Below are 13992 nucleotides of genomic sequence, written 5' to 3' on the forward strand. Positions count from 1 at the left end.
CAAATTGTATGCCACCTTCCCGGCAGCAACATTTGTTACCGCAAAGAAAAAACCGTCTTCACTCCTCGGATGGAGAAAAGACGGCTTTCTTTATTCTTACAGTTTCTGTTCAACCTCAATCTCCGTGAAGGTCTCGATGATGTCTCCTACTTGCAGGTCGTTGTAGTTGACAAGAGATATACCGCACTCAAGTCCTGTGGCGACTTCCTTCACATCGTCTTTGTAACGTTTCAGGGCATCGATCGGTGCTGTGTGGACGACAATACCGTCGCGGACCACACGCCCCTTGTCCTTGCTGTGGACCTTGCCCTCGGTAACCATACCGCCGGCGACAGTCCCGACTTTGGAAATCTTGAATACCTGCTTGACTTCCACCTGACCGGTGACAATCTCCTTCTTCACCTTGTCGAGCATACCGACCATGGCTGACTTCACATCATCGATCGCATCGTAGATGACCGAGTAAGTGTTGATTTCGACACCCTCACGGTCGGCCAGTCGGCGTGCATCGGCCGAAGGGCGTACCTGGAAGCCGACGATGACCGCATCAGAAGCCGATGCCAGCATCACATCGTTTTCGGAAATCTGGCCGACAGCCTTGTTGATGACATTCACCTTGACTTTCTCCGTAGACAGCTTGATGAACGAATCGGACAGAGCCTCGATAGAACCGTCCGTATCACCTTTCACGATGATGTTCATCTCATGGAACTCTCCACGTGCGATGCGGTGGGAAATATCCGACAGGGTAAGACGGGTCTGTGTACGCAGGCCCTGCTCACGCTGCAGCTGCTCACGCTTGTTGGCTATCTCGCGTGCTTCCTGCTCGGTCTCCATCACGTGGAACGTGTCGCCGGCCGTAGGCGCACCGTTCAGACCGAGGATGATGGCCGGCTCAGCCGGTCCGGCACTCTCAATGCGCTGGTTGCGCTCGTTGAACATGGCCTTGATACGGCCCCATGAAGTGCCGGCGATGACATTGTCGCCCACTTTCAGCGTACCGTTTGACACGAGCACCGTACTGACATAGCCGCGCCCCTTGTCGAGGGACGACTCGATGATCGTACCCGTCGCCTTGCGGTTAGGATTGGCCTTGAGGTCGAGCATATCCGCCTCGAGCAGCACCTTGTCGAGCAGGTCGTTCACACCCAGTCCCTTCTTGGCGCTGATCTCCTGGCACTGGTACTTGCCGCCCCACTCTTCCACGAGCAGGTTCATCTGCGACAGGTCCTCGCGTATCTTGTCCGGGTTCGCTCCCGGCTTGTCAATCTTGTTGATGGCGAACACCATCGGCACGCCGGCAGCCTGTGCGTGGGCGATCGCCTCCTTGGTGGTAGGCATGACCGAGTCGTCGGCAGCGATGATGATAATCACGATATCCGTCACCTGTGCGCCGCGGGCACGCATGGCGGTGAACGCCTCATGACCCGGCGTGTCGAGGAACGTCACCTTGCGGCCGTTCTCCAGCGTCACGCTGTACGCACCGATGTGCTGGGTAATGCCGCCGGCCTCACCGGCAATCACGTTGGTGTTGCGGATATGGTCGAGCAGAGAGGTCTTGCCGTGGTCGACATGGCCCATGACTGTCACGATAGGAGCACGCGGAACGAGGTCGTTCTCATCATCCTCCTCTTCGCTGACCGCCTCCTGCACTTCGGCACTGACATACTCCGTCTTGAAGCCGAACTCGTCGGCAACAAGGTTGATGGTCTCGGCATCCAGCCGCTGGTTGATGGAAACCATGATGCCGACGGACATCAAGGTGGAGATGACCTTCGTCACCGGGACATTCATCATCGTCGCCAGTTCGGAAACGGTAACGAACTCTGTCAGCTTCAGCGTCTTGCTTTCCTTGCGCTCGGCCTTGGCCTCGGCACTCAGGCGTTCCTGGACGGCATCACGCTTTTCCTTGCGGTATTTCGCACCCTTCTTGTTCTGGCTCTTGCTTGTCAGCCGGGCGAGTGTCTCCTTTACCTGGCGTGCTACCGCCTCGTCATCCACCTCCAACGGTTTCTGATTACGGTTGCGGCTCTTCTTGCCGCTGTTCTTTCCGCCGGTGTTTCCGCCGTTCTTGTTCCCGCCCTTCTTGCCGTTCTGGTTCTGCTGCTGATTGGCTGCGGCATTGATGTCGACACGTTCCTTGCTGATACGGACACGCTTCTTCTTGCCCTGGCCGCCGCCCTGACCGGACTTCTCTTCACGTTCCTTGCGCCGCTCTTCCTTGCTCTTCTTCTTCGGACGGGTGCTCTGGTTGAGCGTGCTGAGGTCGATCTTGCCCAGGACGTTTACCTTCGGCGTATTCAGGATCTTCTTCTCGTTCTTGGTCAGGAAAAGGCCGTTCTCCTTCTTCTCTTCCACAGCCGCTGAATTAACCGGTGCATCAGCGGCCGCCTTCTCCGGTTCTGTCTTCCCCTCCTCCTTTGCAGCCGGGGCGACCGTCTTTGCATCATCATTCTGGGGGACAGCCGTTTTCCCTGTCCGGGAGGTCTCGGCTGGCTGCTCCTTCTCCGCAGCAACGGCTTTCGTCTCCTCTTTCTTCTCCGCCGGTTTATCACCGGCAGCAGGGGCGGCAGTCTCTTTCTTCTCCTGCACAGGGCTTACGGCAGCAGCCGGGGCAGGACTTTCCTTCTTCTCAGCAGGAGCAGCAGATGACTTGGCGGCCGGCCTGTTCAGCTGGTCGAGATCTATCTTTCCGACTGGCGTGTACTGCTGTCTGTCCGACTTCAGAAGCGTCTCGCCCCTGTGGTCCGCAGCAGTCTTCTTCTCCTTCGGCTTCTTCTGGAAAAGCTTGGCAGCGTCCTTCTTCACCTCCTTGTCCTTCTTGAAGGCTCCTACGAGTGCATGATACTGCTCATCACTCAGCTTGAAGTTCAGGTCGCTCTTCACCTCGCCTAACTCCTGTTTCTTCTCCAGGAACTCCACTGCCGTCTGGAGTCCTATGTTCAATTCTCGAATTGCTTTGTTTAATCTGATGCTCATTAACTTTATCTTACGGTGCTGGGTGTTGGTTGTTGATTGTTGATATGCCTTTTGGTAGAGAGGGGTTCCGAACATGGAGTTGCTGAATAGTCACACCCGTTAGCTTTCAGTCAACAGCCATCACCCACCAACCAATCACCTTTTTACTGTTCAAACTCTGACTTCAATACTCTCAACACGTTGTCTACGGTCTCTTCCTCCAGATCCGCCTTCTCTATCAGCATTTCCCGAGGGGCATTGAGCACCTGCCGTGCCGTATCCAGCCCGATACCCTTGATGGCATCGATGACCCACTGGTCGATCTCGTCAGAGAACTCATCCAGATAGATATCCTCTTCGGCGTTCTGTTCATCCAGTTCACGGAAGACATCGATGGTATAACCTGTCAGCATGCTTGCCAGCTTGATGTTCATGCCGCCGCGGCCGATGGCAAGACTGACCTCCTCCGGCTGCAGGTAGACTTCCGCCTTCTTGTTCTCTTCGTCGACGTTCAGGCTGCTGACCTTTGCCGGAGACAGGGCACGCTGGATGAACAGCTTCGTATTGGCAGTCCAGTTGATGACATCCAGATTCTCGTTGCAGAGTTCCCGGACGATGCCGTGGACACGACTGCCGCGCACACCGACACAGGCTCCTACCGGGTCGATGCGGTCGTCGAAGCTCTCTACGGCAATCTTGGCACGCTCGCCCGGCATACGGGCGATCTTGCGGATGGCAATCAGACCGTCGCTGATCTCCGGCACTTCCGCCTCGAGCAGCCGCTCCAGGAACTCCGGAGCCGTGCGCGAGAGGATGATCTTCGGGTTGTTGTTCTCGTTGTCCACACGCAGGATGACCGCACGGACGGTCTCGCCCTTGCGGTACTGGTCGCGCGGGATCTGCTCGCCCTTGGGCAGGATCAGCTCGTTGTTCTCGTCGTCGACGAGCAGCACCTCACGCTTCCAGGTCTGATAGACCTCGCCCGAGATGATCTGCCCGACACGGTCCTTGTACTTATTGTACAAGGAGTCGTGCTCCAGTTCAAGAATCTTGGAAGCCAGTGTCTGGCGCAGGTTCAGAATGGCGCGGCGGCCGAACTTGTTGAAGTCTACCTCCTCGCTCACGTCCTCTCCTACCTCGTAGTCGTCTTCTATCTTGCGTGCATCCGTCAGGCTGATCTGCTTGTTCTCGTCTTCCACCTCTCCGTCAGCCACGACCACACGGTTGCGGTGTATCTCGAAGTCGCCCTTGTCCGGGTTCACAATCACGTCGAAGTTTTCGTCGCTGCCGAAGATCTTGGCAAGCACGTTGCGGAAGCTCTCTTCCAGCACGCTCACCAGAGTGGTACGATCGATGCTCTTGGTGTCCTTGAACTCCTTGAAGGTCTCGATCATGTTCGGACGCTCTTCTTCTGTTTTTCTTGCTGCCATAGCTTTACTTGAAACTTATTATGTATTTTGTGTATTTTACTTCATCCATCTTGTACGCATGGTCCACGTCCATCTTCACCGGACGCTTCTTGCCTTCCACGTGTACCTTTTCGTTGACGGCCACAACGAAGTCGTTGCCGTCGACGCTCTTCAACACGCCTTTGACTTTCTTTCCGTCTTTATCCAGCACCTCGACTTCCTTTCCGATGAAGTTCTGATACTGCTGCGGCACTTTGAAAGGCTGCCCCAGACCGGCGGAGCCGACCTCCAGTTCGTAGTCCTCTTCATCCCGGGAGAGACGGTCCTCGATGTACCTGCTCAGCTCCACGCAATCCTCAATCCACACCCCATCGGCATGGTCGATCTCCACGACGATTTTGTCGTCGGGACTGATTTGAATGTCGACCAGGAAGTATTCCTTGCCTTCCAGCCACTCGTCAACGAGACTTTTTACAACGTTTTTGTCTATCATAAGCGTTTTAATATGAAAAATGAGGGACTGTTGAAAGCCCCTCATTCCTCTGAACGTGTGCAAAGTTACGACTATTTTCGTCATACACCAAATGTTTTACGGCTTTTTTATGGTTCTTCCGTTAAATGCGTGGAAATGCGTGGATGCTTTCCGCATAGCTTTAACGGAAGACCCGAAGTTAATCACTAAACAAAAACATAGCCAAGACCGTCAGCTGTCTATCCTGTTATCCTCCTCCGATACAAGAGCCTTTTCATTTTAACAGGTTGAAAACACAGACAGGCTTTTGAAAAACCATTACATAATCTCAGATAAATCATCAGCAGATATAGGAAACACGTACAAAAAGCAAGTCTGCAACCAGCAGTAAATCAATTGGTTGTCAAGCCGTTTCAAAAAGGTGCCTGATTGGACCTCAAAAGGGCGTTGGTAACGCTCTAAAAGAGCACCGATTGTAAGTCAATCAGGCATCTTTCAGAAGCCAAAAGGGCATGTGTTGCTTTGGACTGCATGAAAACAGTTTACAAATACCGATGACAGGGGAATCAGTTGTTTGTAGAAGACGGAAAGACCTGCTGATGGACAGGCTTCGTATCCATTCGCCTTTACTGCATCTTACTTTGCAGTTTAGCCTCCTTTGAAGCTCCTCTGATTTTGGACAGTCATCCCATGCAAGTGCATAAGCTTTTATCCTATTTCCAATCCACGCATTCAACGGAAGAACCTTTTTTATCAGCTGACAAGCGATTTAGACGGGATCCAGACAGGACTTCGGCATGGAGAGGGACAGCCGTGGAAGTATGCCTTTGATGATTTCGCCATGCGGCTTCCTTTCCACCGCTCCTCCCTCATTGGCTTCGGAAAAGCAAGCCCCCCTCATCCAACAAAGCGCCCTGCCCTTTGGTCTTTACTTGCAAGCCGTCTCCATCCGGGCGACAGACCGCAACCGTGCAGACCCTTGACACGGCTGGTGTCAGATATCAGCACATCGGCAGGAAGCCAGGCTCGTTCCTGTCACAGTCATACGGATTGCAAGAGAGCATGACCCGTTTATACGGCAGATGTTTACAGGACAGCAACAAGACACACCCTTCTTCACGTGAAAAATCTGCGGCGATACCGCCTTGAACATCCGCACGGCGGAAACGGCAGGAAAGCAAGTCGCATCCTCCTCGCAGGAGGGCCGGCCACCCAGGCATCTCCTCCCTGCCGTCACAAAGGACAACGGCTGCAAGACTGCGGCTGTACGCCATGGCAATCCAGAAGGTACAATGAAAAAATGAGGCTTACAAGCCCCGACAGTCCTGTAAGCCTCATCCGGTCGCCAAGAGATTTCTCCTTACTTCACCTTGGGCTTCGCCTTGGCGTCGACAGCTGCCCCCGCTGCCGTTTCCGCCTTCACGACCAGACGGTCCGCAGACGGCTGCAGCAGCTTTCTGTATTCCGCCGGGTTCTGCAGAATCTCCACAGCCTTTTTCCACTGCTTGTCAAACTGCAGACTGTTTTCAATCGATCCGCGCTGGTAGTAATAGGCCGACACGAGGTCGCTTGTCAGCAGTTTCTTCAGCGTCTGCCTGTTGTAGTCGAGGTCTTTGGCAAGGTTGTGGCTCAGCTTCTTTTCCAATGCGTCAAACTCGGGTTTCGCATCTTCGTAATATCCCTCGAACCTGGCCAGCTTGACGAGGTTCTCCAGGTATTTCCGGCTTTCACGGTCGTACTTGAATCCGCTCTTCAGCACCGTCTGCTTGAAGTCCTCATAGTCGGCATCGGAGAGGACGAATGTCTTTGCCGGCCCGATGGAAGGATGCTTCTTCAGGTATTGCAGTTCCCAGTTCCACATCACCTCCGTAGAGTCGCGTCCGGACGAAGCGAGGTAGAAAGCGATGTTCGGCAGCGAGTCGGGGAGCACCTCCACATCGGGCTTGATGCCGCCGCCGTCGCGCACCTCCCGCCCGTCAGCCGTATGGAAGACGTGCGTCAGCGAGTCGGGTATATGCTCGGTATAGCCGCCGTTGGCGTGTTTGTAGTTGATGGCCTGTATGCACCGCCCGCTGGGAATGTAATACTTGCTGGTCGTCAGCTTGAGGCTGGCATTGTACGGGAGATTCATCGAGGCCTGCACGAGTCCCTTCCCATAGGTGCGCGTACCGAGGACGACGGCACGGTCCAGATCCTGCAGGCTGCCGCTGGTAATCTCGCTGGCGCTTGCCGTCTCGCCGTTGACCAGCACGACGATAGGCATGACGGTGTCGATGGGTTCTACGGTCGTCTTGTATTCCTTGTTCGCACGTTCCATCTTGCCCACGGTCTTCACCAGGGTAAGGCCTTTCGGCACGAACATATTGACGATGTTGATGGCCTCCTGCAGACTGCCGCCGCCGTTGTTGCGCAGGTCGAAGACCAGCGAAGTCATCCCCTGCTTCTTCATGTCGAGGAAGGCGCGGCGGACATCCTTCGAACAGTCAGTCGTAAAGGAGTTCAGGTCGAGATACCCTACCCCTCCTTCCTGCACCCCATAATAGGGCACGGCAGGGAGCTGGATGGCACGGCGTGTAATCCTGATTTTCATCTTCTTGTTCGTGGAGGGCCGGCGAATGGTCAGGAGGAATGTCGTCCCGGCATCACCCCGCAGATGGCTGCTGACGTAAGCCACATCCTTCCCCGCCATCGTCGAGTCGCCGATGGCAAGGACAATGTCTCCCTTCTTCAGCCCCACTTCCGCAGCAGGCATGTGCTCATACGGCTCGTCGATGACGACATTCTTCAGGGCGAAGTTATAGCGGATCAGCGCACCGATGCCGGCATACTTCCCGGAAATCATCAGGTCCAGGTCCTTGACCTTCTCCTCCGGGTAATAGACCGTGTAGGGGTCGAGTGAGTGCAGCATATAATTGATGCCGTTACCGACCACCTCATCGGCATCCAGCGTGTCGACATACATCATGTCAAGATACTTATAGATGGCAGAAAAGGTCTCGAGATTCTTCGCCACCTTGAAGTTATGTTCCTTGTCTGCAGGGTTCTGTGCCATCACGGTACTGCCCCAAGCACAAAGCCAGAGCCCGAATGCCAGGAAGAGTTTTTTCATTGCTTGTCGTTTGTTTGTTACTTAATGCGGTTACAATGCGGCAAAAGTACACTATTATAATGGAAAACACTGCGTGCGAGGCAGGAAAATACAGAAAAATACGGTTTCATTGAATTTTTCTTCAAAAACATTTGGTAGGTTCGGAGAAACATAGTACCTTTGCAACCGCTTACAAGAAACAAGCAGAAAATGCTTCAGTAGCTCAGTTGGTTAGAGCACCTGACTGTTAATCAGGGGGTCGTTGGTTCAAGCCCATCCTGGAGCGCACGCGAAGGAATTACGAGAGTGATTCCTTCTTTTTTTCCCCCAGACACAACAGCAGCAGATGCCGCACCGGCGAACCGAAGGTCTCAGTAGAACGGAAGTCGGGGGCACCCCCCGGATTCAGGAAGACCTCCCATCCTGTTTGACCGTTTCCACCTCTCATAAACACCCAAGCAACCGCTATCACCGAGTTGCCAACTCGTTGGTAGCGGTTGTTCTTTATAAATGACAGCTGTCTTTAGCCGGAATCGGGGGCTTACACACCCTCGGTCCTGCCGTTTACTTCACGAGTTCCTCCGATTTGAGCATGTGCTCGGGAGAGAGGATGGCATCCAGCTTCTCCTTGGACAGCAGCTTGTGGTCGAGCACGAGGTCGTAGACCGACCCGCCGGTTTCGAGCGCCTCCTTGGCGATCTTCGTGCTGTTCTTGTAGCCGATATAAGGATTCAAGGCGGTTACGATGCCGATGGAATGCTTTACCATTTCGAGGCAACGCTCCTTGTTCACGGTAATACCGTTGATGCACTTCTCACGCAGGGTATCCATGGCATTCGGCAGCCATGTCAAGTCTTCGATCAGACACTCCGTAATGATCGGCTCCATGACATTCAACTGCAGCTGACCGGCCTCGGCAGCAATCATGACCGTCGTATCGTTGCCGATGACCTTGAAGCAGGTCTGGTTGGTCACCTCGGGAATAACAGGATTCACCTTACCCGGCATGATGCTTGAGCCCGGTGCCATCGGGGGAAGGTTGATCTCGTTCAGGCCGCAACGGGGACCGGAAGCCAGGAGGCGGAGGTCGTTGCAGATCTTGGACAGCTTGACGGCCAGACGTTTCAGCGCGCTGGAATAGCTGACGTATGCACCCGTGTCAGGTGTCGCCTCAACGAGGTCGGTACCGGCGACAAACTCCATGCCGGTGAGTTCGCTGAGCTTCTGGGCACAGATCTTCGGGAAGCCCGGGGCAGCGTTCAACCCCGTGCCGATGGCCGTACCGCCCATGTTGATTTCATGCAGGAGGGCCGCATTGCGGTTGAGGTTGGCAACCTCTTCCTCCAGCGTATTCGCAAAGGCATTGAACTCCTGTCCGCTTGTCATCGGCACAGCATCCTGCAGCTGTGTGCGTCCCATCTTGATGACGTTCTTGAACTCCTCTCCCTTCTTTCGGAAGGCGTCGATCAACAGGTTCAGGTGTTCTATCAGCTTCTTGTTCAGAAGGATGAGGGTCAGGCGGATAGTCGTCGGATAGACATCGTTGGTAGACTGTCCGCAGTTGGCATGGTCGTTGGGCGCACAGTACTGGAACTCGCCTTTCTTGTGTCCCATGATTTCGCAGGCACGGTTGGCAATCACTTCATTGGCATTCATGTTGACGGATGTGCCGGCACCGCCCTGCACCATGTCAGTCACAAAATTCTCGTGCATCTTTCCGGCGATGATTTCCCGGCATGCCTGTGCCATCGCATCAGCCACCTCATCGCTGATTTCACCCAGCTGGCGGTTGGTCTCCACGGCAGCCAGCTTGACGTACGCAATGGCCACGACATAGTCGGGATAGTCGCACATACGCTTGCGCGAGATGTGATAGTTGTTGATGGCACGCTGTGTCTGCACACCGTAATAAGCCTCCTCCGGCACTTTCAGTTCACCCAGAAGATCGCTCTCTACACGAAATTTCTTTTCTTCCATGATTTTTAATTGATAAAGTTAGTTTTGTGATTCTATTGCCTGGCGGAAGAGGGTCTGCACCCCTCCGTCTTGTTATATGGATGCCGGTGTCCACCCATGGTGCGCACACAACGCCCAGAGAGCTACACGTCCGGCATCCTCTCCCGCATCCGGCTCCACGTTTAGTAGGCCTTGATCCTGTACATGAAGCCCAGTTCGATGCGGTTGGTATTGTACTTGTCGAGGCCGAATCCCTCCTTGTAGGTCACCTTTCTGCCCACATAGGCGAGGAAGAGGCGCAGGTCCTGGCTCTTAATAGGATAGTACTCCACACTGCCGACATAGCTGTAACACTTGCGGAAGTCCTTGAGGTTCTCGATCTTCGTCACGCTCGCCGTTTCATACGATCCCTTCAGCATGAGATTCCACTGCGGAGCAAACTGCCAGTTGAGTTTCGTCACGAACGAGTTGTAATGAACGTCGCTGAGCCAGACTTTGCCTGTGAATCCTGTAATAGAAGGTGCTATCTCACCTGTCGCGATTCCCAGACGGTCCAATCCGTCGAACTCACCCATATAGTCGAAATACCACTGCAGCCTGTCCAGATTCAGCTTCTGCCCCAGGAAGAGCGTGCGGCTGTACTTGTGGTGCGCCTCTCCCTGCAGCCCCAGCGACCAGCGGGTCTGCAGCCTGTCGTTCAGGAAGCTGCCATTCCAGTTGACGATGTAGGCAAGCGGGTTGCGCGGTTTCTCCAATGCCCTCACATGGGTTCCGTCAGCCTCGACGGCAAGCGCATTGCCACCGTACACCTCCTCGAATTTCTCATTGTGGGAATTGGTCACATTCAAGACGAACTCCTGTGTAGGAACCGGCCTGAAAGCCGCCGTCACACCGGCCATATAGGTATCCAGCGTTCCGCCCACTTCCGAAAATTCATAGATATACATCGGGTTCTCGTCATACTCGAAGCCGCCGTAAGCCTGGGTAGTCTTTCCGCCTTCCAGCCTGAACTTGTCGGAGAACCTGTACCCGACCATCATGATGTCGGTCGCCTTGGCGAAGTTATCCTCCCCACTGGCGACGTTCGACTTGTTCAGCCGATGGCGGAACCGGTAGTAAAGCCGGTCGGTCAGGTTACCCTTTATCTCCAGACGAAGCTGTTTGTTGGCAAAAGCGGTTCCCCACGTGTGGTCAGCATCCGACTGTGCCTGTGCGCTGGCAGCATAATTGATGTAGACATTGAACATGTCATTGTGTTTCTTCAGTCCGGCTATCTCTTCAGCCAACGACTTGAACTGTCCGTCACCGGAGCCGTAACCGTGATTGTCCTGTGCCTCTGCCACCAGAGAGAGGGCAAGCAGACAGGTACATAATAGGGCCTTTTTCATATTGTTGTGGTGTTTGAGGATTGATATTTATAGGCGGTGATAGGTGATGAAAGGCGGTAATAAGCAGGGATAAGCGGTGATAGGGGGGGGACGGGGGAGATAATGGGAGGCAACGGGGGACAGGGACGGGCGGGACGGGCAGGCAGCCCTACACTGCCGGCTTCCTAATACTCATTGAAGTACTGCTGGATTGTCTGCCAGTCCCGGGTCTTGGTCAAAGCCAGCATCAGCAGGATGCGCGCCTTCTGCGGATTCAGATTCAGGGAGGCGACGAAATGGTACCTGGCATCGTCGACCTCTCCGTTCAGGTTGGTAGGGCCGAACGGCACACGGCTCGAACGGACAATCTGAATGCCGCCGTTCTGCGCCTTCAGGGCGACATCGAACACGTCTTTGTAGAAATTGCCGTCGCCGACACCGGCAAGGACAATGCCGTCGAACCCCGCATTTACAAACGCCTGCATCGGCAGCGGAGAACAGTTGGCATAGCCATAGACGATTCCCACCTTAGGGAGCGCGGTTACGTTGTCAACGTTGAACGCCGAAGTCATCCCCTGCTTCGCAACCGGCGTGTGGAGGAAATAAGGCCGGCCGTTGTAGACATACCCCATCTCACCGTAGAGACCGCCCTTGAAAGCAGCACAGTCTGTCGTATGGGTCTTGACGAGCGCCTTGGCTTCAAACAGTTCGTTGTTCATGCAGGCCATCACGCCATGTCCTTTTGAAGACGGGTCGACGAGCGTACAGACGCCGTTGTAGAGGTTGGCCGGCCCGTCAGCACTGATAGCCGTCGAGGGGCGCATGGCCCCGACAAGGACAACGGGCTTGTCAGAGTGGACCGTCAGGGACAGGAAGTAAGCGGTTTCCTCCATAGTATCAGTGCCGTGCGTAATCAGCACACCGTCATACCCTTCCTTGTTCAAGAGGTCGTTCACCCGCCTGGCGAGCTTCAGCCATACCTCATCGTTCATATCCTGACTGCCGATGTTGACGAGCTGCTCACCCGACACGTCCGCAATGTCCTTCACCTGCGGCACGGCCTCTATCAGTGTCTGGATACCCACCTGTCCTGCACCGTATGCGGAGCTTGTAGCCGATGCCGAAACACCGGCGATGGTTCCTCCTGTGGCGACGATGCGGATCCGCGGTTTCTGCGCCATGACGACAGTCGCCGTCACCAGCGCCATCACGGTCAGGGATGTGATCTTGAATATTCTCATAAGATTGGAATTGATAAGTTGAACATACTTGCCAGAAAAGGCGCGGGCAGGGCTGCATACATCCGCCGAACTGCATCCCTTGGAGAGACATCCTTTCACATCCTGCTCCTACAGGAACTGTATCACCAGCACCCCCAGCCCGATGGACACCACCGTGGTGATGAACCCCGGCAGCTGGAAGCTGTGGTTGACGACATACCTGCCCACGTGAGTCGTGCCTGTCCTGTCGAAATCGACGGCCGCCACCTCCGTCGGATAATTCGGAAGGAAGAAGTAGCCGTTGCAGGCGGGGAACATGGCAATGAGCAGCAGCGGATTCACCCCCAAGGCAATGCCGACAGGGTAAAGTGTCGTCACCGTCGCCGCCTGCGAGAAGAGCATGATGCTCAACAGGAAAAGCGCCACGGCAAAGAGGATCGGTGCGGAAGTGATCATGGTAGACAAGGCCGCATCCAGGACTTTCTCGTTGCCCATGTAGAAGGTGTTGCCCATCCAGGCTACACCGAAGATGGCGACCACCGCATTCATGCCTGCCTTGAAGATATTGCCATTGACAGCATCCCCCACTTTCCCCTTTCCGACGAGCAGTATCAGGGCGGCATCAGACATCATGATCATCTCTATCGTCTGACTCATCGACACACCCTCCGGACGAAGCCCTGGAAAGAATCCGAAGACCACTACCAGTGCTACACCGAACAGGAAGGCAAGGACAGAACGCTTCGCCACCCGACTGTTCTCCGTCCCGGCCACGACACCCGCCTCCCGAACTTCATCCGGACTGATGAGGCCGGCAGCCACCCGCCGCTTATACTCCGGATCCTCCTCCAGCTCCTTGCCGACATGGTTCTCTACGAACGCAGCGACAAGTATAGACAGGAAGGCCGTCGGCACACAGACCATCAGCACCGTCCCCAGTTCTACCCCCTTGGCTCCCAGCAGGTCCTGGCTGATCAGTGCCGCCGTGGCCGCACTCACAGGACTGCAGGTGATGCCGAGCGAGGCCGCTATCACGCTGAGGCTCAGCGGACGCTCCGGACGTATCTTATTGGTCTGCGCAACCTCCGATATAATCGGCAGCAGAGAATAGGATGTATGGGCAGTACCCGCCACGACACAGAACAGCCAGCAGATGATCGGCCCGAAATAAGTAATGTGATCCGGATGATTCCGGAGAAACCCTGCCGCTACCCCCACAAGATAGTCCAGACCGCCTGATGCCTGAAGGGCTGAGGCCGCCGTAATGACGGCCACGATGATCATCATGACGTCAACGGGGGCCGTGCCGGGCGGGAGGTGGAAGCCGTAGACAAGGACAAACACTCCCACCATGCCAAAGACTCCCAGCCCGATGCCTCCGATACGTGTGCCGATGAAAATCAAGGACAAGACGATCAGCAGTTCTATGATAACCAGTGCTGTTGCCATAAGCAGTGTCTTGAATGGCGTGTAATGGATCCACATCGCAAATATAGGAAAAATATCAATAGCTTTCTAAAAC

Annotated in this window: 8 protein-coding genes and 1 tRNA gene; 1 reads left to right on the forward strand and 8 read right to left on the reverse strand. The window is 54.9% G+C overall.

Annotation, left to right across the window (positions count from 1 at the left end):
- Positions 1-96: 96 nt before the first annotated feature.
- From infB to J4864_RS04475, 4 genes are all read right to left on the reverse strand, one after another.
- Positions 97-2979, reverse strand: a complete 2883-nt coding sequence (gene infB / locus J4864_RS04460) for a translation initiation factor IF-2 (RefSeq protein WP_211813831.1) — start codon at positions 2977-2979, stop codon at positions 97-99.
- Positions 2980-3122: 143 nt separating this feature from the next.
- On the reverse strand, positions 3123-4388 hold the full coding sequence (gene nusA, locus J4864_RS04465; RefSeq protein WP_007369019.1) for a transcription termination factor NusA: 1266 nt from the start codon (positions 4386-4388) through the stop codon (positions 3123-3125).
- A 4-nt stretch (positions 4389-4392) separates the two neighbouring features.
- Positions 4393-4860, reverse strand: a complete 468-nt coding sequence (gene rimP, locus J4864_RS04470; protein ID WP_040554896.1) for a ribosome assembly cofactor RimP — start codon at positions 4858-4860, stop codon at positions 4393-4395.
- Positions 4861-6199: 1339 nt separating this feature from the next.
- Positions 6200-7948: a S41 family peptidase gene (locus J4864_RS04475; RefSeq protein ID WP_211813833.1), complete on the reverse strand. Its 1749-nt coding sequence runs from the start codon at positions 7946-7948 to the stop codon at positions 6200-6202.
- Positions 7949-8139: 191 nt separating this feature from the next.
- Here J4864_RS04475 and J4864_RS04480 point away from each other — a divergent pair.
- A tRNA-Asn gene (locus J4864_RS04480) sits at positions 8140-8213 on the forward strand.
- A gap of 278 nt (positions 8214-8491) precedes the next feature.
- On the opposite strand, the gene aspA is transcribed toward J4864_RS04480, so the two are convergent.
- From aspA to J4864_RS04500, 4 genes are all read right to left on the reverse strand, one after another.
- Complete coding sequence (aspA, locus tag J4864_RS04485) at positions 8492-9904, reverse strand: aspartate ammonia-lyase (protein ID WP_211813834.1); 1413 nt, start codon at positions 9902-9904, stop codon at positions 8492-8494.
- Between the two features lie 161 nt (positions 9905-10065).
- Positions 10066-11271, reverse strand: a complete 1206-nt coding sequence (locus J4864_RS04490) for a porin (RefSeq protein WP_211813835.1) — start codon at positions 11269-11271, stop codon at positions 10066-10068.
- Positions 11272-11435: 164 nt separating this feature from the next.
- Complete coding sequence (locus J4864_RS04495) at positions 11436-12491, reverse strand: type II asparaginase (RefSeq protein ID WP_211813836.1); 1056 nt, start codon at positions 12489-12491, stop codon at positions 11436-11438.
- Positions 12492-12599: 108 nt separating this feature from the next.
- The gene (locus tag J4864_RS04500; RefSeq protein ID WP_211813837.1) at positions 12600-13919 is read right to left on the reverse strand and encodes an anaerobic C4-dicarboxylate transporter family protein; all 1320 of its coding nucleotides are present in this window, start codon (positions 13917-13919) and stop codon (positions 12600-12602) included.
- Between the last annotated feature and the right edge of the window lie 73 nt (positions 13920-13992).

The organism is Prevotella multiformis (assembly GCF_018127985.1).
GTDB classification, from domain to species: Bacteria; Bacteroidota; Bacteroidia; order Bacteroidales; family Bacteroidaceae; genus Prevotella; species Prevotella multiformis.